Annotated in this window: 17 protein-coding genes; 8 read left to right on the forward strand and 9 right to left on the reverse strand. The window is 35.8% G+C overall.

What is annotated here, in order from left to right; translation table 11 throughout:
* Positions 1 to 47: 47 nt before the first annotated feature.
* Positions 48 to 1130 (reverse strand): metallophosphoesterase, encoded by a 1083-nt coding sequence (locus tag AC6CHH_RS15850; protein ID WP_498284639.1) that lies wholly within the window; start codon positions 1128 to 1130, stop codon positions 48 to 50.
* Between the two features lie 139 nt (positions 1131 to 1269).
* On the opposite strand from AC6CHH_RS15850, the gene AC6CHH_RS15855 reads away from it, so the two are divergent.
* The 7 genes from AC6CHH_RS15855 to mnhG are packed head-to-tail and all read left to right on the forward strand — an operon-like array spanning position 1270 to position 7007.
* Positions 1270 to 3576, forward strand: a complete 2307-nt coding sequence (locus AC6CHH_RS15855) for a putative monovalent cation/H+ antiporter subunit A (RefSeq protein WP_498284641.1) — start codon at positions 1270 to 1272, stop codon at positions 3574 to 3576.
* A 1-nt stretch (position 3577) separates the two neighbouring features.
* Positions 3578 to 3991 carry a Na+/H+ antiporter subunit B gene (locus AC6CHH_RS15860; RefSeq protein WP_498284642.1) on the forward strand — a complete coding sequence of 138 codons (414 nt, stop codon included), beginning with the start codon at positions 3578 to 3580 and terminating at the stop codon, positions 3989 to 3991.
* 3 nt (positions 3992 to 3994) lie between these two features.
* On the forward strand, positions 3995 to 4351 hold the full coding sequence (locus AC6CHH_RS15865; protein ID WP_498284644.1) for a Na+/H+ antiporter subunit C: 357 nt from the start codon (positions 3995 to 3997) through the stop codon (positions 4349 to 4351).
* A complete protein-coding gene (locus AC6CHH_RS15870) occupies positions 4348 to 5865 on the forward strand; it encodes a proton-conducting transporter transmembrane domain-containing protein (protein WP_498284646.1) in 1518 nt (505 codons plus the stop codon). The genes AC6CHH_RS15865 and AC6CHH_RS15870 overlap by 4 nt, the downstream gene beginning before the upstream one ends.
* Before the next feature lie 14 nt (positions 5866 to 5879).
* The gene (locus AC6CHH_RS15875; protein ID WP_498284647.1) at positions 5880 to 6338 is read left to right on the forward strand and encodes a Na+/H+ antiporter subunit E; all 459 of its coding nucleotides are present in this window, start codon (positions 5880 to 5882) and stop codon (positions 6336 to 6338) included.
* A complete protein-coding gene (locus tag AC6CHH_RS15880) occupies positions 6335 to 6607 on the forward strand; it encodes a monovalent cation/H+ antiporter complex subunit F (RefSeq protein ID WP_498284649.1) in 273 nt (90 codons plus the stop codon). The genes AC6CHH_RS15875 and AC6CHH_RS15880 overlap by 4 nt, the downstream gene beginning before the upstream one ends.
* Positions 6600 to 7007 (forward strand): monovalent cation/H(+) antiporter subunit G, encoded by a 408-nt coding sequence (gene mnhG / locus AC6CHH_RS15885; protein WP_498284650.1) that lies wholly within the window; start codon positions 6600 to 6602, stop codon positions 7005 to 7007. The genes AC6CHH_RS15880 and mnhG overlap by 8 nt, the downstream gene beginning before the upstream one ends.
* An 11-nt stretch (positions 7008 to 7018) precedes the next feature.
* Here mnhG and AC6CHH_RS15890 read toward each other — a convergent pair whose 3' ends face one another.
* The gene (locus tag AC6CHH_RS15890) at positions 7019 to 8071 is read right to left on the reverse strand and encodes a lactonase family protein (protein WP_498284652.1); all 1053 of its coding nucleotides are present in this window, start codon (positions 8069 to 8071) and stop codon (positions 7019 to 7021) included.
* 216 nt (positions 8072 to 8287) lie between these two features.
* Here AC6CHH_RS15890 and AC6CHH_RS15895 point away from each other — a divergent pair, with 216 nt between their 5' ends.
* On the forward strand, positions 8288 to 9670 hold the full coding sequence (locus AC6CHH_RS15895; RefSeq protein WP_498284654.1) for a peptidylprolyl isomerase: 1383 nt from the start codon (positions 8288 to 8290) through the stop codon (positions 9668 to 9670).
* An 86-nt stretch (positions 9671 to 9756) separates the two neighbouring features.
* Here AC6CHH_RS15895 and AC6CHH_RS15900 read toward each other — a convergent pair whose 3' ends face one another.
* From AC6CHH_RS15900 to AC6CHH_RS15930, 7 genes are all read right to left on the reverse strand, one after another.
* A complete protein-coding gene (locus tag AC6CHH_RS15900; protein WP_498284656.1) occupies positions 9757 to 10617 on the reverse strand; it encodes a YybH family protein in 861 nt (286 codons plus the stop codon).
* Between the two features lie 23 nt (positions 10618 to 10640).
* Positions 10641 to 12107 (reverse strand): cysteine--tRNA ligase, encoded by a 1467-nt coding sequence (gene cysS / locus AC6CHH_RS15905; RefSeq protein WP_498284657.1) that lies wholly within the window; start codon positions 12105 to 12107, stop codon positions 10641 to 10643.
* A 17-nt stretch (positions 12108 to 12124) separates the two neighbouring features.
* Positions 12125 to 13426: a ribosome biogenesis GTPase Der gene (gene der / locus AC6CHH_RS15910; protein ID WP_498284659.1), complete on the reverse strand. Its 1302-nt coding sequence runs from the start codon at positions 13424 to 13426 to the stop codon at positions 12125 to 12127.
* Positions 13427 to 13718: 292 nt separating this feature from the next.
* On the reverse strand, positions 13719 to 15353 hold the full coding sequence (locus AC6CHH_RS15915) for a RagB/SusD family nutrient uptake outer membrane protein (RefSeq protein WP_498284661.1): 1635 nt from the start codon (positions 15351 to 15353) through the stop codon (positions 13719 to 13721).
* A 9-nt stretch (positions 15354 to 15362) separates the two neighbouring features.
* A complete protein-coding gene (locus AC6CHH_RS15920; protein ID WP_498284663.1) occupies positions 15363 to 18401 on the reverse strand; it encodes a SusC/RagA family TonB-linked outer membrane protein in 3039 nt (1012 codons plus the stop codon).
* A gap of 189 nt (positions 18402 to 18590) precedes the next feature.
* Positions 18591 to 19472: a DMT family transporter gene (locus AC6CHH_RS15925; protein WP_498284665.1), complete on the reverse strand. Its 882-nt coding sequence runs from the start codon at positions 19470 to 19472 to the stop codon at positions 18591 to 18593.
* A 13-nt stretch (positions 19473 to 19485) separates the two neighbouring features.
* Positions 19486 to 20568, reverse strand: a complete 1083-nt coding sequence (locus tag AC6CHH_RS15930; protein WP_498284667.1) for an LptF/LptG family permease — start codon at positions 20566 to 20568, stop codon at positions 19486 to 19488.
* Positions 20569 to 20573 lie beyond the last annotated feature (5 nt).

The raw sequence follows: 20573 nt of genomic DNA on the forward strand, positions 1-20573 counted from the left end.
ATTTATTTTATTCAAAAATAAAAAAACAATTATATTTTTTGGATTACCTAATCAAGAGTAAACTCGAAATCTTGATTTTTCTCTGTTTTATATGCTAAATGCTGGGTGGATGGAGATATCGCAAATAATGGGGAAAACGTTTTTACTTTAACTGTTTTTCCATCAGGCATAAATTCCAAATATCTCAGCCAGCCATCACCGCCGTTACCATGCCAGCCTCCCCCCATAGCTTGCGCATTGAAGGTCATTTGTGTTACTGTCTGATTTCCTGCATTTTTATCCTGTCTAAACCCCAAATGTCCATCAAAATTATCTACCTCACCAATGTGCCCCGAAAACACTAATCGAATATTTTTGGAAGGTTTGACTAATTTTTCAAAAACAGCCTCACCATAGTTAGCATCTTGGATCTTGTACCCTTCAGTTTTAATATGTTGACTATTTCTATTTAAAAACACATGTGTTAACAAGATCACATCATGATTTTTATATTTTGGGAGATCAACGACACTTTTAGCCCATTTAAGGACTGTATCGCGCGGTGCGAACTCAAGTACCATAACCAAAATATTTTTAGGATGTGGGGTTTCAAATTCGTAGACTGCATTAACCGCACTAGAATGACCGTTAAGGCTTGGTCCAATTTCTCTTAACGCCTTTGCATTGAATGCATTTTGTTCCGTAGAGAAATATCGGTCATATTGAGTTGAGCGGTATTCAGCACTTACATGCCCATAATCATGATTCCCCGTGGCCAGGACATAGGGCAGAAATCCATTAAACTTATGAAAGGCAGAACTTACATTTTCCCATTGTTGTTTACTGTTTTGGTTGGCAACTTTTCCATTTGGATTTAATAAATCATTTTGTTCAACCAAATCCCCAGTACAAAGTACGAATTGTGTATTAAGCGTATCAATATTTTCTTTCACCCAGGAAGTCATCAAATTTAATACACCCACGTTTCTATCGTATTTCACATAAGACTGTGGATCTGGAAATAATATGAGTGACCATGATTTTTGATTACTTAATTTTGGTTTTTCAAATGTATTTTGTGCATATACCTGAAACGAAAAAAGGATCAAACCAAGCAGAGTGCTCAACATTAGTAAAGGTTTATTTTTCATGATTTTGATTTAGTTGTTTAAATTTATTAATAAAAGTGGAGCGCAGCGATTATTTAGAAGGTTTATTTCATTTTAAGGTAAAAAACCACATGTTTTTTATTAAATTTAACCCAATTCCATAAAATTTAAAATAGAATTCATGCTATTTACAATACTCCTTGGTTTAATTTCAGCCCTTTTACTAATTCCTTTGGGTAAAAAACTCAAATCAAAATGGAGTATTATTCTTCCACTAATTCCGACATTATTATTCATTTATTATTTGGGATATATTCCGCAAATATCGAGTGGCATAAATTTCACACAACAAATTAATTGGGTACCGTCGCTAAGCGTAAACTTTGATTTTAATTTAGACGGGCTTTCTCTGATATTTTGTTTATTGATTACGGGTATTGGCACTGGTATATTCTTTTATGCTAGAATATACCTAAAAGACCATCCCTATTATGACCGATTCTTTGGTTATCTAATGCTTTTCATGTCAGCCATGTTAGGGTTAGTTTTATCAGAAAATATGTTGTTGTTATTTATCTTCTGGGAATTAACCAGTATTAGCTCCTTTTTTCTTATTGGGTTTAACAACGATCAGCTTGAATCTAGAAAAAGTGCCTTAACAGCACTAACCGTTACCGGAATGGGTGGTTTTTTTCTATTAGCAGGATTGATATTGCTGGGGAATGTTGCAGGAACATATCAAATTTCAGAACTTATTCTTCACAAGGATCGTATCTTAGAAAACCCACTATACCCCCTATTAACTGGATTACTATTTTTAGGCGCTTTTACAAAATCTGCTCAGTTTCCATTTCATTTTTGGTTACCAGGTGCTATGAAAGCCCCGACTCCGGTATCAGCCTATTTACATTCAGCCACTATGGTTAAGGCTGGAATTTATTTACTTGCACGATTTAACCCTGTCTTGGGTGGGACAGATTTTTGGAGTTATACTTTAATGATTGTTGGTGGTATTACAATGATTTTTGCCGCTTTGCATTCCCTATTAAGGACCGACTTAAAATCAATATTAGCTTATTCGACAATTTCTGCTTTAGGTATATTGGTCTTTCTGATTGGAATTGGAACAAAGGAGGCTGTCATAGCCGCAAGCGTGTTTATTGTTGTACACGCTTTATACAAAGCTACTTTATTTTTAGTAACTGGAATCATTGATCATGAAACCGGAATTCGTGATATCACCAAATTATCTGGACTTAAAAAGGTGTTACCAGTCGTAGCCTTGAGTGCGTTAATAGCCGCGTTAAGTAGTGCTGGACTACCAATGACTTTTGGTTTCATTGGCAAAGATCTGATCTATGAGGCAACCTTACATAGCGGTCAATTTTCATTTATTTTAACGGGTATCGCTATCCTTACCAACGTATGTTTAGTGGCGGCCGGTTTCATGGCTGGTATTAAACCATTTACAGGAGAGTTACCAGAAAAATTCTCAAACCTTCACAGGCCTTATAAAGCATTATGGATTCCACCATTGATTCTTTCTTTTTTAGGGTTACTTTTTGGTGTATTCCCAGGAATAATAGGCAATCTCATAAATCATCAAGCAGCCAATGCAATATTTGGCTCCGATACAGAAATGAAATTAGCTATTTGGCATGGGTGGAATACGGTATTGGTTTTAAGTTTATTAACGCTCGCAGCCGGATCGGCTTTATATTTAATCAACAGCCCTTCAGTGCAAAAACTGAATGGTATTGAGAGGTTTAATAAGGTCTCCCCTCAAACAATTTTCAATCATTTAGTGAATCAGATTTTTCGATTATCAAATGCATATACTGAGCTGATTCATAATGGTTATTTAAGGTCTTACCTTCTTAAGATTATTCTTTTTGCAGAGTGTTTGTTAATTTATAAATTATGGAATAGTGGACCAATACGCATAGATTTTAATTCCTTAACCCCTTTAACAATTTACGAGGTAGCAGTTGTCGTGATTTTATTGGGGGCATTGTTGATAGTCGTATCCACTCGCTCAAGATTAACCTCGGTTGTATCAATGAGTGTTCTAGGATACTGTATCTGTTTGATGTTTGTGTTTTATAGCGCCCCTGATTTAGCCATGACTCAATTCACAATTGATACATTGACCACTGTATTATTTGTGCTGGTACTTTACAAACTTCCTGGCTTTATCAATTTAGCGTCTCCAAAACAACGTTACAGAGATATTATTGTGTCGTTAGGATTTGGGGCGATTTTGTCCATTATAGCACTAAAAGTTTTGCATGAACCAATCGCAACTGAAATCAGCGACTTTTATGGTGAAAACGCCTATGTTATGGCCAAAGGTAAGAATGTAGTCAATTTAATATTAGCGGATTTTAGGGGAATTGATACCATGTTCGAAACTGTCGTGTTAGGAATCGCGGCTATTGGTGTTTACAGTTTATTGAAATTAAGGTTAAAATCAACAGAAAAAGAATAATATGCGTAGTATTATATTACAGACAGCAACCCGGTATTTATTACCTATTTTACTTCTATTCTCTTTCTTCTTGCTATTAAGAGGCCATTACTATCCGGGAGGAGGGTTTGTTGGTGGTCTGGTTGCATCGATTGCTTTTGTGTTGCACAGTTTCGCAAATGGAACTGAAGAGACTATGAAAATTTTACGTCGAAAACCCATTTCTTTAATACCAATCGGTTTAAGCATATCTGCATTCAGTGTTGTTTTACCAACTTTTTTTGGGTTACCTCCTATGACAGGTCTATGGTGGGAACATAAAATTCCTGTTATTGGCATGATTGGGACAGCTCTATTTTTTGATTTGGGTGTATATTTGGTGGTTATTGGAGTAGTTTTAACAATTTTATTTACAATCTCATTAACCAAAGATTAGAAGATGGAATTACTCTTAGTATTGGTTTTGGGATTGCTTTATGCAGCTGGGGTTTATTTAATTCTCAGAAGGAGCATGGTAAAATTATTACTCGGTATCATGCTTTTAGGGAATGGCACTAATATTTTGATATTTTTGTTAGGGAATATTACAAAAGGGAAGCCACCGGTAATTCGTGCTGATCAGAATGTATTTCAAGATATTTATGCGGATCCAATTCCACAATCACTTATTCTTACGGCCATTGTCATTAGTTTTGCGTTAACAGCATTTGCCATAGTATTGTTAAAACGTGTATATGCTTTGGTTGATTCAGACGATTTAGATGACTTAAATACACCGGAAGAAGAAGATTTATGATCGATAACCATATTTTAGCTCCTGTTTTCATACACTTATTTACAGCAATTATCCAACTAATTGTTTGGAGAAAAACTGTTACGCAAAGATTTTTAAGTGTTGGAGGAACCTTTATAGGTTTATTAATTGCAATTCGACTTTTTGCCAAAGTATATGCGGAGGGTTCCCTGCATATGAATGCTTCCAATTGGGATGCCCCTTTTGGGATTGTTTTTGTTGCGGATTCTTTGAGTGCAACAATGGTCCTTTTAACATCGATTGCAGGATTTTCTGTTTCAATATTTTCATCCATTGGGCTTAGCAGGCAACGGATGTTATACGGATACTTCCCAATTTTCCATTTCCTATTAATGGGTTTGAATGGCGCATTTCTAACTGGTGATATATTCAACCTGTATGTTTGGTTTGAGGTGGTGATAATTTCTTCTTTCGTACTCATGACATTGGGCGGAAGAAAGGCGCAATTAGAGGGTGCTGTAAAATATATGGCCATGAATATTTTGGCATCAACTTTTTTCTTAACGGGGATTGGCATACTGTATGGAATCACCGGCTCCCTAAACATGGCGGATTTATCGATAAAGATTAGAGCTTTTGACAATAAGGCACTTGTTGGCATAACCTCCGTCTTCTTTATTTTAGGTTTCGGAATTAAGTCTGCCGTATTCCCTTTGTATTATTGGCTACCCTCCTCCTATCACACACCTCCCTCAGCCGTAGCAGCAACATTTGGAGGATTATTAACCAAAGTGGGTATATATGCCATACTAAGGGTTTTTAGTTTGATTTTTATTCCCGATGAATTCACTAAAAACTTATTTATGGTTTTGGCTGTTTTAACTATAATAACCGGAGCTTTTGGTGCATTAATCAAAACCAATATCAGACGGATGTTCTCGTATCTTATTGTTTGTCACATCGGCTTTATGTTGGGAGGTATTGCAATGTTCACAAAATTAGCCCTGATGGGAACCGTCTTTTATTTAGTTCATGATATTATTGTGAAAACAAATATGTTTCTCATTGCAGGATATATCCGTCAGGTAAGAGGCACAATGGATATGAATAAACTAGGGGGGCTTTATAAACATTACCCAATGATTTCGTTGATCATTGCACTCGTTTTATTCTCGTTGGTAGGAATCCCTCCTTTGTCTGGTTTTTGGCCAAAAATTTTTTTATTTCAAGAGGCATTTGTTGACAAACAGTATTTCTTTATTCTTGCCTTAATTATTGGTAGTTTAGTTACATTATATGTTATTGCCAAAATGTGGTCAGAAGTATTCTGGAAAGATTCTCCAGCGGAGATTATTGTGGAAGATAATTTTAAGGACCTTCCCCTGTTCAAAAAATTACTTCTGTTTGTACCTATTCTATTACTTTGTATTGTAACCCTATATATTGGACTCAATGCCGAAAACATTGTCAGCCTAGTAGATAGGATATCAAATGAATTGTTAGACCCTAGCTCTTATATCCGAACGGTACTGGGCGATAAAGTTTTTGAAGAATGATAAAATATTTCTTAATGAATTTGTTGTTATCCTTTATTTGGGTGGCATTAATCGGAATACTTAATTACTCCAATTTCGTTTTTGGCTATTTATTGGGTTTTGGAGTCCTTTGGATAATGAACAGGAATGAATCTGATCAGCGCTATTTTTCTCGAGTTCCAAAAATTATAAGTTTCTTTTTTTTCTTCTTGTATGAGCTAATTAAAGCGAATGTCCAAGTTGCCTATGATGTGATTACACCCAAATATTTCTTTAAGCCTGGGATTGTACGCTATCCGGTCAATGCAAAAACAGATTTCGAAATTAATATATTATCGACTTTCATATCACTAACTCCAGGCACCTTAATTATTGATATTAGTGATGATAAAAAAGCAATATATATACATGTTATGTATCTAAAAGATGAAAAAAGATTTATAAGTTCATTAAAAACAGGAGTTGAAAGGAAGTTATTAGAGGTATTGAGATGAATTTAGATGCTTACTTTGATTTCGTCATATTACCTATACTAACGATATCAGTACTATTGGTGTTTATCCGATTGTTTAAAGGACCTACAGTCGTAGATAGGGTAATTGCTCTTGATCTAATTATTACCATAGGAATTGGTATTATAACCGTTTATAGTATTCGTCAAGAACAAGAAGTCTTACTTGATGTGGCTATCATTCTTGCACTTATCGCATTCTTAGGAACTATTGCCTTTTCATATTATATAGAAAAACAAAAAGATGATTGACGTAATATTAGCTATACTCAGCACAGTGGGCGCTTTTTCAATTTTATTTGCCTCTATAGGGGTATTAAGAATGCCTGATTTTTATCTCCGATTATCGGTTACCGTTAAGGCCTCAACATTAGGGGTTGGGTTATTATTAATTTGCGCAGCGATCATGTTCCCTGACGACATCTCAATCACGACTAAGTCAATTGCCATCATTTTCTTTTTGATCTTAACAGCTCCAATCGCCGCACATATGATTGGTAAAGCCGCGTATTTTACTGGAACTCCTTTATGGAAAGGAACCATTGTAGATGAATTGAAGGGTATGTATAATAAAGAAACCCATTGTCTAGAGAGCGACCCCGAAAAAGCTGAACAAAATGCCAGGGAAATGACTTCAAAATCCGAAGATTAAACGGTTGTGGATTAAAAAAGTACACTAACGGGTTTAAATGCTTTAATCCTTTTTTTAGAGTCTGTTAATTTACCTGTTCTTTCATCGCGGTTGAAAATAACGAGCTCATCGCTTAACTGATTTGCCACTAATAGAAAACGCTCGTCCGGTGAAAAACTAAAACTTCTAGGCCCTTTTCCCAAAACTGAGGTTACCTGTATTTTCGAAAGCTCCCCAGTTGGTTTAGTAACAAAACAGGTAATCGTGTTAGCATCTGATCGATTTGTTGCATATACAAATTTACCATCTGAACTTACCTTAATATCGGCTGCACCTGACTGACCTTTAAAGTCCTCTTGATTCATGTTAATGGTTTGTTGTATTTTCCATTCTTCACCTGCTTGATTAAAAACAATTACATCACCAGTCATTTCCATCAAAGCATACATCGTTTTGCCATTTGGGTGGAAAGCTAAGTGTCTCGGTCCTGATCCTGGTGGAACCGTAAGTGTATCCTTCTCCACAAATTTTAGCTTACCCTCAAAAGATTCAACACCTAGACAATAAATTTTATCAGCACCTAGATCTGACACATATATTAAATCATGCGGACCAAAAAATGCAGAGTGAATATGAGAGGAGTTTTGACGATTGGAATCGATGCTTTTACCATCGTATTGCTTATAATCATCTTTAGATAAAATTTTTCCATCAGGAGATAAAGAATACAAATTCAGAGAACCTCCACTATAATTCGACACCACTGCGTAATGTCCCGTTTTATCAAGTAGAACATGACACGGTGACCCACCATCAGTTTCAATTTTATTGATAAAATTTAATTTTCCTTTAGAAATTGAAAAAGATGACAAAGATTGATTTCCGTCATTATTTTCATTGACTGCCAATAAAAATTGGTCAGACTTAGCTAAAAAAGAAGGATTCGAAGTTTTGGTTTCTGAAAGTAATGTTACCTCAGCAGTTTGCGTATCAAACTCGAACTCGTAAATCCCTTGACTTTCCTGGTCTAAAGTGTAAGTTCCAATAAACAATGGTATTTTTAAGGATTTGGGATTGCAACTCATGAAATTTATCACGATAATTAAAGATATAAAAAGGCGTAAAAACATCTGTTAAATATGGTTAAATCGAATTTAATTTATTCTTGTTTGAGTAATTTAGCAAAACTTGGTATCTTGTACAAGATTACTAAATAATTAATTAAAATTTAATAGTAGAAACCGGCATAATATTTAATAATTTTGCCGAAAGACTATAGATCAAGAGTGATATATAATAGAATGAAAAACCCTTCTAGTTTCCTAATACTTTTCCTTATCGTTTGTTCGTTTCAAACCAAGGCACAAGATACAAAATTGATTGACCGTGTAGTCGCCAATGTGGGATCAAGCATAATCTTGCAATCGGATATTGATATGCAATATTCACAATATCTAGCAAATGGTGGAACCCCAAATGAGGATTTCAAATGCACCGCTTTGCAACAGTTAATCATGACCAAATTATTGGCACAACAAGCTGTAATCGACTCGGTCGAAGTTACTGAGTCAGAGGTAGATGATCAACTAAACGCTCGAATGAAAGACATGGTTCGACGGGCTGGGGGACAGGAACGATTAGAAGGATTTCTTAAACGCTCTTTATTGCAGTATAAGGAAGAGATGAGGCCCATCCTTACCGAACAAATTAAAGCAGAAGCTTTCCAAAGAACAATCATTTCTAAAATAAGTGTAACGCCAAACGAAGTAAAACGTTATTTTGAAAGTTTGAATCAAGATAGTTTACCTAATTTCAATACAGAGGTTGAAATCGGAGAGATCGTTGTTGAACCGGAATTGACCAAAGAGGAAAAAAACGTATTTAAAGAAAAGGCAGAGAAATACCGTCAACAAGTATTAGATGGAACTGACTTTGGAACCGTTGCTCGTTTTTATTCTGAGGACAAAGGGTCAGCTGTCCACGGTGGAGAATATGGTTTTGCTCCTCGAGAAAACTATGTAAAGGAATTTTCCGCAGTAGCTTTTAGACTTAAAGAGGGAGAAATATCTCAGGTTTTCGAAACCGAATATGGATTCCATTTCCTTCAAGTCTTAGCCCGTAGAGGAGAAGAGGTGAATGTAAGACACGTTTTAATACAGACCAAACCTACCGCTGCAAGTTTAGAACGGACCAAAGCAAAAATTGATTCTATTTATGATAGAGTAAGTAACGGTGAGATTCCATTCAGTACAGCTGCTACATTATACTCGGACAACAAAGAAACCAAATTCAATGGTGGAATGGTGGTAAACCAACAGTCCCAATCAAGAACAACATTAATCCCTGTTGATTTATTAGAGAAAGAAGTATTTATTGCTATTGATCCATTAAAACCAGGCGAATATTCTAAACCATACCAATTTCAAGATCCTCGAACAGGAAATATTGCTTACAAATTCAACATACTAAAGACACGTATTCCCCCTCATAAAGCAAGTTTAGAACAGGATTTCGCAAAAATCCAAGAAGCAGCACAGGAAGACAAAACGCGTAGAAGTTTAAGTGAATGGTTTGAAAAAAAGACAAAGAATACTTTTGTACATGTGAACGAAGAATTTGCAACATGTAAAGAATTGGAATTATGGTTAACACCAATGGATGAGGATATTGCATCCGCAAATTAGAAAGACAGCTAATTTCAAATATACTAGTACAGAAAAGGGCGATAAAATATTTTATCGCCCTTTTCTGTACTTATAATCAAGTAGTCCTATCTTTCAAACATCATTTCTAAAATCACTTTCCATTGAAAATCTTCTTTCAATTGCCAGATGCGGATGTAACTAAATTTAATCACTTTATCTTTCATTCCTACAGTAGCTGTTCCTGAAGTATAAGCAAACTCTCCGCTATATGCTCTTCCAACTTCTAATGGATCTGTGTCTATTTCAATGCGTTGTTTCTTTAAGAAATCAACTATATTTTCTCGTCCTTCAATTTCGGCTTGCCAAGGGAAATAAAATCTTGCATCATCCGCCAAGAATTCAGTATATCCTAATTTTGTATCTGCCTTTAAAGTGGCGGAAAAAAGATTATCTGATTGAAGCACAACCTCTTCACGTTGTTCCAGACGTTTTACAGATCTGTGTTTTAGATAATTTTTATCGTCGGGTTCATAATACTCAAGAGGACTCGCTTTTTTCTTTCCATAGTTTTCAACCTCTGCTCGAAGATGAGCTTTCCAAGCTCCCTTTTTATCGCGAGACCAAATCGTAAGATATTGACCATAACGTTTAATGGCCCCTACTTTTTGAAATTGCAAAGGGCCTGAGGTAACTCCCCAATCTAAACTTCGAGACACCAAGACAAAATTTGGTGTCCAAGTTAATACATCTGGGATATTGGGTCTATTTTCTAAGTAATTAGCGGCATTCACAGCAGAAGGTACCAAAAAAACAGTTTCCTTATTCACTATGTATTTTAAACCGGCATGTGGAGATTCTGTTCTTGAAATATTTGCTGCAGTTTTATCAACCGAAAGTAAACCTCCTACTTTCTCTGGCAATTGGGCAAAACTTGATAAAGATATCAATGCTGTTGCTAAGAGTGATAAGCCTTTTTTATAGATCATTCGTGTAATTTTTACCTTACCAATCAAATCTTATTCCAAAGTGTCCCATCCTTGCTATCCTTTAATTGAATACCAATAGAATTAAGATACTCGCGTATACGATCAGAGGTAACGAAGTCTTTATTATTTTTAGCTTCGTTTCGCAAATTGATGATGATGTCCATAAGGTCGTCCACGTGTTCTGAATTGTTCAACAAATCATCTTTAAGACCCAAAATCGAGAAGACAGTTTCTTGGATAAACTGTTTTAAATCTAAAAGATCCTCTTGAGAAATTGTCAATTTTCCATCATACAAAGAATTGATAATCCGAACAACTTCAAATAATTCAGCAATTAAAACTGGACTATTGAAATCATCATCCATAGCTGCAAAGCTTCGGCATTTGATTTCATCTAGCTCAGTAAAATTCGATTTTGAGGAGGCTGGAATTTTTTCCAACAAATTTACTGCGGTCATCAAACGTTTATACCCTTTATCTGCGGCCTCCAATGCTTCATTCGAGAAATCTAAGGTACTCCGATAATGGGCCTGGAGCATAAAGAAACGAACCGACATCGGCGAATAGCCTTTGTTCAATAAAGGGTGATTACCTGTAAATAATTCACCTGGTAGAAATCCATTCCCTGAAGATTTGGACATTCTTGAACCATTAACAGTAAGCATATTGGTATGCATCCAATATTTTGCAGGTGAGGTGTGATTACATGCCTCTGATTGAGCGATTTCATTCGTATGGTGAGTAGCAGCTAAATCCATCCCTCCCCCATGAATATCAAATTGATCGCCTAAATATTTTCTACTCATTGCTGAACATTCAATATGCCAACCCGGAAAACCAACACCCCAAGGTGAAGGCCAACGCATGATGTGTTCAGGTTTTGCCTTAATCCAAAGCGCAAAATCCAAACGTCCTTTTTTCTCGTCTTGCCCTCCTAATTCTCTGGTATTATTTAGTAAATCTTCGAGATTTCGATTCGTTAATATCGTATAATTGTGTTCTTTAATGTATTTTTCTACATCAAAATAAACAGTACCGTTTACCTCATAAGCGAATCCATTTTTAATGATTTGCTGAACCATTTCAATTTGTTCAGAAATATGACCGGTGGCAGTAGGTTCAATACTTGGTGGCAACGCATTAAATAATTGCAATACCTCATGAAAACCTATGGTATATTTTTGAACAATTTCCATAGGTTCCAATTGTTCTAGTTTTGCCTTCTTGGCAAATTTATCATCCCCTTCGTCCCGATCACCCTCCAAATGCCCAGCATCGGTGATATTTCGTACATAACGGACTTTATATCCCAAATGCAAAAGGTACCGGAAGATTAAATCAAACGACACAAAAGTTCTGCAGTTTCCAAGGTGAACATCACTATAAACAGTCGGTCCACAAACATACATCCCAACTAGGTTGGGATGTATAGGAACAAACTTTTCTTTTTTTCGAGTAAGGGTATTGTATACTGTTAAATTATGCTCCATACGATGTATTGAACTGATTATTTTTGTCTAAAAAATACTTGAATAGGGACACCCGTAAAATCAAATTTTTCACGCAATTTATTTTCAATAAATCGCTTATACGGATCTTTGATATATTGAGGCAAATTACAGAAGAAAGCAAACATTGGAGATTTCCCTGGCAACTGGGTCGCATATTTAATTTTAATATACTTCCCTTTGATCGCTGGAGGTGGATAATTCTCTATAATCTCCAACATCACGTCATTTAATTTGGAAGTCGGTATTTTCTTAGTTTTATTGGCATAAACTTCCATTGCTGTTTCAACAGCTTTGAAAATACGCTGCTTCTCAGTAACTGAGGTGAAAATGATTGGAACATCTGTAAATGGGGCTATCTTAGTACGTATCGTTTCTTCAAATTCCTTTGCTGTTTTATGGTCCTTTTCTACTGTATCCCATTTATTAACCAAGACAACGATGCCTTTCTTATTTTTCTCTGCTAGGTGAAAAATATTAATGTCTTGAGCTTCAATTCCATCTTTAGCATCAATCATTAAAATAACTACATCAGAATCTTCTAATGCCTTTATGGTACGCATTACAGAATAAAACTCAATATCTTCATTCACCTTTGTTTTACGACGCATTCCAGCGGTATCGATTAAAAGGAACTCATGTCCAAACTGATTATAGTGGATTCTGATAGAATCGCGAGTTGTACCTGCGATTGGCGTTACAATATTTCTTTCTTGTCCTAAAAGAGCATTTGTTAACGAAGATTTCCCAACATTTGGTCGTCCAACTATCGTAAATTTAGGTAAATCTGATTCTTCTTCTTGTTCAAGCCCAAAATGACTGACAACCTCATCTAATAATTCCCCCGTACCAGAACCAGTCATTGAGGAAATATTATATATTTCACCTAAACCAAAAGAATAAAATTCGTGAGAATCATGGTGCTGTTTGGCGCTATCCACCTTATTTGCGACAACATACACTGGCTTATTGCTCTTGCGTAATATATTAGCAATTTCGTCGTCCAAATCAGTAATTCCGGTATTAACATCAACAACAAATAAGACTACTGAGGCTTCGTCAATAGCGATATATACTTGATCTCTAATGGCTGCTTCAAAAACATCCTCAGAACCTTGAACAAAACCGCCAGTATCAATTACAGTGAAAGTCTTACCAATCCACTCTGATTGACCATAGTGACGATCTCTAGTCACTCCACTAAAGTCATCTACGATGGCCTTTCTGCTTTCCGTTAATCGATTATATAAAGTGGATTTGCCCACATTAGGCCTTCCTACGATTGCTACAATATTTGCCATATTTGAATTCATTCGTTACCTCACGGCAACATTTTAAATATATCTTATAAAAGTACAAAGTTACGCATAAATCGCACATATTTAGGCAGAATTGCTAAAAATGGAAAAGTTAATAATTTAGATTTTAAAAAAATATCTAGAATTCCCTTCATAAGGCGATTAATAATAGGGATAACTAAAGTAAATAAATATCTAACGGTTAATGGTAAAAAAGGGGAAGATCTATCTGACGCCTTAGCTGTAAAATATTAAAGGTGGACAAATGTCCACCTTTAAGTCAAAAAAATAAGTTTTAAGGATTCTGAACCAAAATGCCATTCGATAAAACGATCTGCTGTTCCGGTATAAATTCTATAACCTCCTTAGCTGTTGCTTGAATTGTCAAGAATGAATTTGCGTTAGCATAATGAGTTCCAGGATATTTACGATTTAATGTATATCCATTTCGAAATATATCGAATTTTCTGTGACCTTCCCAGGCAAGCTCTAATTTACGTTCTGCAAGCACAACATCTAATGCAGATTGTCCATCCAAATTCGATGCATTCCATAATCCCGCAGCTGGAATTCCTGCACGTTTTCTGATAATATTTACATCCTCCAAACTAGCAGATACATTTCCAAGTTTAGCATTTGCTTCTGCACGTATTAAATAAATTTCTGCCAATCTTGAAATAATGGGTGACCAAAGATGTGCCTGCCCTTCTTGTCCAGAACATTTTAAAATATAATATTTTAAATAACCATTTCTTGTATCCAATTTTTTATCAATCAGTACAGTCCTTTTCTTTCCTTCGATTTGGATATAATATTGAAATGACCCAGCTCCATTTGATTCTTTTATCAAGGTTTTGGACGTTCCAGATTCTGTATATGTATAGTCCGCACCAAGTTGTTTTACAACAACACTTTTGTACTTATAATCGTCAGTAACATAATATGCATGAAGTTCATTTGCATTTGCTACCACCGGTTGAATCATTTTATAACGAACATCCTCAGGGTATTTTCGTATCTCCTCTAGATAGGTCCTAGATGCATACATCTCTCCCCAGCCTGAACCTTCAAAATTTGCATACATTGAACCAATAGTATACCAGCCATTATCTGAGTAATCAACATCCTTAACAAATTTAATGGCAAATATATTCTCAGAATTGCTTTCAGGGGTTGAGGTGGAGAGTTGTCTATAGTTCGCACCCGTAAGTAGTGTAAACTTCCCGGATTCGAGCACTTTGTTTGCATATTCAATTGCTTTTTGATTCTCACCAGTATAAAGATATAACCTTGCCAATAACGCCTGAGTGGAATAGACACTTGCATATATATTGGATTTATATTCTTTAAACATAGATTCAGCTTTTAACAAATCTTTCTCGACTTGCTCATAAACCTGCTTCACCGTATTCCTAGGTAGCACCTCAAATGGATCATCTGCTAAATTCAAAGGGACAGCGAGGTTTACTTCAGGGTTTTGATTATAAGGTTTACCAAAAACATTTGCCAAATAAAAATACATTAGACTTCTTAAATAAAGGTTTTCTGCAATAACCTGATCGGTCGCCTCGTCTTTACCCTCAGCTAATCGAGCTAATAAATGATTAGTTCCGGCAATAACTTTATAAGAATTTGACCAATAACTATTCACTCTTGCATTATTAACAATACGTTGATAATTATAATTGTAAAAAAGATTGTCTGTTGTAGTTCCACTCAAAGCAACATTATCCCCAGGATATTCTGTTACACGGTGCCAATTTTCTACCCAACCTTTCAGCGTATGATAGTTTCCATTATTCAAGGCCTCTAAAGCACCCGGTGTATTGTCTATTGATTCATTTGTTAAAGAGTCATACGGTTCTTTATCTAGTGAACAAGAGCTTGTAAACAGAAGCGCCGCAGCACTATATATAAGTATATTTTTCATGTTCAATTCTTAAAATGTGAAATTCAAACCAAAAATAAATCTTTTAGGTGCAGGATATTGGGCTGTAGCGTCACCAGAAGTTTTATCAACTGAGTTATCATTACCTACCATTGCACTTTCAGGATCCAATCCAGTAAATTTAGTCGCGGTCCATAAATTATCAGCAGAAAGAAATAGACCCAATCCCTTCAGCTTCATTTTTGTTATTATCACATCAGCGAAATTATAGGCTAGGGTAACATTTCTTAATCTTAAGAAAGATGCATCTTCCAGGTATCTTGATGAGATTTTGTTTGAGCCACTGTTATTATTATAGATCGCTACAGGATGGGTTGCATCTGTATTTTCGGGTGTCCATCTCGACCAGTCTTCCCTTAAAACCATTTGATTATAACTTGGATATGCTCCGTCTGCATCAAAATACTGACGTGCCGCATTAAAGGTTTGAGCTCCTGAGACAAATGCTAGCGAAGCATTCAAAGAGAATCCCTTGTATCTCATCGACGAAGAAAGACCTCCTTGCAATTTCGCAGAACCTGTACCGACAAATTGACGGGTTGCCTGGTTGTAATTTGACGTTGTTGATACTTCTCCAGTTTCTTGATCAATAACTTCCCATAATGGAGCTCCATTCTCCGGATCTACACCAGACCATTTACGCATATACCAAGAATCGATATCTCTTCCTACTGAAAATTGCCTTAAATCTCCCTTTGGAATATCAGAATTGTCTTTTAAAGATGTGATTTCATTGTCATTATGAGCAAAATTTACACCCAGGTTCCACTGAAAAGGGCTTTCTGTCTGAAATAGCTCTCCATTTAAAGCGACTTCAATCCCCTTGTTGCGGATTGAACCAATATTCATCCAGTACCCCGACCATCCAGCAGTAGAAGGGAATTCAACATAGTACAATAATTCATCAATATTTTTATTGTACAAGTCAACTGTTAGATTAAACCTGCCCAATAAACCAAGTTCTAGCCCAAGGTTAGCATCTTTTGCTTTTTCCCAACTTACATTGGAGTTTTGATACTGGCCAAGAATTGCGGCTGGTTCTCCATTATATTGCGCATTGAGCCTATAGGTGGAATAGGATGCGTAGTAATTAATAGGCGTGTTTCCTACTGAACCATAAGATGCACGTATGCGCATAAGGTTCACAATAGAAGAATTGAAAAAGTTTTCATTGTGAATATTCCATGCTCCGCTTATTGCGTAAAAACTACCGTATTGTGTTTTTTCACCAAACCTAGAGGAACCATCAAAACGATAAGAAATCTGAGCATTATAACGGTTGTCATAGCCATAATTACCTTGGATAATGCCCGATTGAAAAGCGTAATCAAGTTTAGTACCTGATTTCGAAAGTACTTCAGCTGCATTACCAATAATTTCTGAGCCGGGAGCGATTCCCTTCCCTGTTATACCCAAATCAGAATAGGTAAAATCAGAGTATTCATATCCTGCAAATCCAGACAGATTATGTTTACCAAAAGATTCATTGTATTTTAACATCTGATTAAAAAAACGAACAATACGTCTATTTGAAAATTGATATACCGTTCCATTGTTACTCATCCCTCCGTTTGAGAGTGGATCCTGATAACTCATGGTATTTTGATTGTAATACGACAAGTTGTTCATTGATTCAAATGTAAAACGATCGGAAATACGGTAAGAGAAATCTAAATTTGATTGAATATCAAAAGTTTGACCCTTCCCGTAATTATATTGCAAATCATACAAATAGTTTCGGTTATCTCTCCCGTACCAGGTATACAAGGTAGATCCATCAATCTGCGGGTTTTTAATGGTTCCATTTTCAAGATAAGGACTATCCCATGGCATATTTAGCATCATGTCATATAAAGAATGTTGCTTATCTTTATACGATGTATAAGAAGCGTTAATCTTCGGCTTAAAAGTTATCCTATCTGTTAGCTTATGATCTATATTCAATCGACTAGTTAGTCGATTATAATCATATCCTTTAATAGAACCTTGTTCGTCATAATAGTTTACACTGGAATAAATTGAAGTTTTCTCAGTTTTCCCCATGTAGTTAGCGCTAAAATCTTGTACTAAGCCTGCTTGAGATCCACTTTCCAACCAATTGTAATCTGTATTAACAACCTCCGGTGACACATTATCAGGAATAGCATTCTGATTATTAAAAGATTCATATAGTTCCCAGATTTGTTTAGAATTCATCACTTCAAATTTGCCTGGATTGAACTTGCTTGTACCCGCCGATAGGTTGACTGAAAATATCCCTTCACCCGCTAATGCCGCTCTTTTTGTCGAGACAATTACAACACCGTTAGTTCCCCTCGAGCCATATTGTGTAGTAGCCGCAGCATCCTTTAAGATGGACAGAGACTCAATGTCATTAGGATTAATATTGGGTGTTCCGTGTGCAATGACCCCATCAACAACCCATAATGGAGCTGTACCAGAAGAAATGGAGTTTCGGCCCCGGATACGAATATTTGCCCCCTGACCAGGCTGTCCGCTCCCATTGACGACATCTACACCCGCAACCTTTCCTTGAAGTAGATTGGATACATTGGGTGATTTCGTATCTTGAAGTTCTTTTTGGTCGATTGTCGAAACAGCAGCCGAAATATCCCCTTTTTTCTGCGTCGAATAACCCGTTACAACAACCTCATCAATCAACTCTTCACTAGGGATCAAGGAAACATTGACTTGATTCCCCGTAACCAATTTTTCAATACGCTGATAACCCATTGCATTAAACACTAAAGTCTCCCCCGCTTTAGCATCAAGGCTGAAGTCACCATTTTCATCTGTTTTAGTTACTTTTGAGGGATTCTCTTTACTGAAGACCGTTACAGATACCAAGGGTTTTCCATTGGAGGTAACTTTACCTTTGATTTCCATTTGAATGGAAAAGACACCGGTATCATTCTTAGTTAGATTGCCTGCAAAGGCATTTCCGTCAAACATGACAAAGCTCAACATAAGCCCAATAGTCAAGTGACTTTTTTTAAGAATGAAAATAGGATTAGTAATTCTTTTTATCATATTTTCTTGTATAAATAATAGAGGAAAAAGCTTTGTGCTTAATCAAAATTTAGACAGGAAAGTAAAAGAAAAAGAAAAGGATATACAAATTCGTATAACACGAAAACGTTTGCATGAATTACACAATCGATTGCAGAAACAACTTTAAGTAACTACGTCCTGGAAGGTCAAATAAACACCGTTTAGGCCCTAAAATCGGCGATATCTAGACTGAAGATATGGATAAATAAAAACGGCACCTAAAACTATAATTGCACCAAAATAAAACCCAATACTCATGGTTTCTTTATGCCCAAATATTAGCAGTGCCAAAATTATACCATAAACAGGTTCCATATTAGTCGTTAAAGCAACTGTGAAAGCTGAAAGCTCTCGCATAACAGCTACTCCCATTACATAGGCAACTGCTGTGCATACAATCCCTAATAACAGCAGGTAGTATAAATCAGATTGGTTCAGAATCATTTCATTATTAAATCCACCAGTGAAAAGCAAAATACAACTGACCCCAATCCAGGCACCAATCATTTCATAAAAAGCAATAATGGACGGAGATGCTTTTTTTACCATCCTTGCATTAAAGACAGCGAAAAAGCTAGCGCATAACGCACATGATAACCCAAAAATAATTCCCCAAAAATAATGGAATTCAAATTTAAATATAAGATAAATTCCAAAGATGATAATCAATCCGACTATCACATCAGCAAAAGATATTCTTTTGTTATTAATTATTGGTTCTAGAATAGCTGTAAATAAAGTCGCAGAGGATAAAGTAACTAAAGTCACCGAAACAGTAGATATTTTAATTGCATGAAAAAATAACACCCAATGTAAGCCAACTAACAGTCCTACGCCCAGGAACTCCCCTAATTGGGGTAAAGAAACAATCAGGGATTTTCGTGTGATAAGAAAATATACGTATAGTGAAACAGCCGCAATTAGAACTCGATACCAAACCAAGTGCAGGGCAGAAACAGAAATCAAATCTCCTAACACCCCCGTGAATCCCCAAATTAATACGGTAAAATGCAATATTAGAATATTGCGATTGACAACAAACCTAGCCATGGATAAATAAATATTATTTGGGAGCTCTTTTTAACAAATAAAAACTTAAGAGTAAAAAAATCACATTGGGTATAAGAACTGAAATCAAAGGATCTAAGCCGCCCTTAATTGAGAACATACTTGAAAATCTTTCTAGCACAATATAAATACAACTAAGTCCTATCCCGATACCCAAACTCAGACCAATACCACCTCTAACTTTTTTTGATGATAGGGAAACGCCGATGATGGTTAAGATAAATGCTGAAAATGGATTGATTAATCGCTTATATTTCTCAAGTAAAAGCTCATTCATCATACCCGTACCTCTAATTTCTTCTTTGCTTATCCGAAGATTTAGCTCATTATGATTCATGGTTGTGAATACATTTTCATAGGATTCGAAATCCATAGGTCGCATGTCCAATGTTGTATCTCTTTTATCTCCCTTTTTCATATCTTCCTTGAGACCATCGATTATCCTGTTGCTGTAACTGTGTAGACTCCATTTGTTGGCTAGAGAATCCCAAGTAATACGCTCTGCCATTAATTTTTCAGTCATGTTATCTCCATCAAATTTTTCTAGGCTGAAGTTATAACCTACTTTGGACTTTGTATCAAATGAACCCATATATACATATGTATTTGAGTCCACTTGCATGTGTATTGAGGAAGATGTTGTTGAAACCTTATTTGGTTTAACATACACATTTTCGAAATTGACTTTAATTTTATTCGTGTAGGGTATAATGTAAACATTGGAAATTAAAGTCATCGCAAAAATTAATCCCGCGCAAAAAACATAAGGTCTTAACATCCTATTAAAGCTCATACCACCACTTAAAATTGGTACGATTTCCGTTTGATCCGCCATCTTTGAGGTAAAAAAAATAACCGCAATAAAATTAAACAACGGGGTTAACATATTGATAAAAAACGGAAGACTTCCCAATGCATAATACTCGAAAATAATTTGGGACATAGTCGCCCCATACTTATTAAAATCATCGATTTTTTCGGATATATCAAATATCACGATCACCACGCAAAAAATTGCTACTGTGAAAGTAAAAGTAGAAAGATATTTACCAATGATATATTTGTCGATAATTTTCATCCAGA

Source organism: Sphingobacterium sp. GQ94 (assembly GCF_059758715.1).

Bases quoted from the DNA above. Each gene is read 5' to 3' on its own strand.
- AC6CHH_RS15880 (WP_498284649.1), top strand. From the start codon at position 6,335: ATGAATTTAGATGCTTACTTTGATTTCGTCATATTACCTATACTAACG.
- AC6CHH_RS15890 (WP_498284652.1), bottom strand. From the start codon at position 8,071: ATGAGTTGCAATCCCAAATCCTTAAAAATACCATTGTTTATTGGAACT.
- cysS (WP_498284657.1), bottom strand. From the start codon at position 12,107: ATGGAGCATAATTTAACAGTATACAATACCCTTACTCGAAAAAAAGAA.
- AC6CHH_RS15915 (WP_498284661.1), bottom strand. From the start codon at position 15,353: ATGAAAAATATACTTATATATAGTGCTGCGGCGCTTCTGTTTACAAGC.
- AC6CHH_RS15860 (WP_498284642.1), top strand. From the start codon at position 3,578: ATGCGTAGTATTATATTACAGACAGCAACCCGGTATTTATTACCTATT.
- AC6CHH_RS15900 (WP_498284656.1), bottom strand. From the start codon at position 10,617: ATGATCTATAAAAAAGGCTTATCACTCTTAGCAACAGCATTGATATCT.
- AC6CHH_RS15855 (WP_498284641.1), top strand. From the start codon at position 1,270: ATGCTATTTACAATACTCCTTGGTTTAATTTCAGCCCTTTTACTAATT.
- der (WP_498284659.1), bottom strand. From the start codon at position 13,426: ATGGCAAATATTGTAGCAATCGTAGGAAGGCCTAATGTGGGCAAATCC.
- AC6CHH_RS15875 (WP_498284647.1), top strand. From the start codon at position 5,880: ATGAATTTGTTGTTATCCTTTATTTGGGTGGCATTAATCGGAATACTT.
- AC6CHH_RS15870 (WP_498284646.1), top strand. From the start codon at position 4,348: ATGATCGATAACCATATTTTAGCTCCTGTTTTCATACACTTATTTACA.
- AC6CHH_RS15865 (WP_498284644.1), top strand. From the start codon at position 3,995: ATGGAATTACTCTTAGTATTGGTTTTGGGATTGCTTTATGCAGCTGGG.
- mnhG (WP_498284650.1), top strand. From the start codon at position 6,600: ATGATTGACGTAATATTAGCTATACTCAGCACAGTGGGCGCTTTTTCA.
- AC6CHH_RS15930 (WP_498284667.1), bottom strand. From the start codon at position 20,568: ATGAAAATTATCGACAAATATATCATTGGTAAATATCTTTCTACTTTT.
- AC6CHH_RS15850 (WP_498284639.1), bottom strand. From the start codon at position 1,130: ATGAAAAATAAACCTTTACTAATGTTGAGCACTCTGCTTGGTTTGATC.
- AC6CHH_RS15895 (WP_498284654.1), top strand. From the start codon at position 8,288: ATGAAAAACCCTTCTAGTTTCCTAATACTTTTCCTTATCGTTTGTTCG.
- AC6CHH_RS15920 (WP_498284663.1), bottom strand. From the start codon at position 18,401: ATGATAAAAAGAATTACTAATCCTATTTTCATTCTTAAAAAAAGTCAC.
- AC6CHH_RS15925 (WP_498284665.1), bottom strand. From the start codon at position 19,472: ATGGCTAGGTTTGTTGTCAATCGCAATATTCTAATATTGCATTTTACC.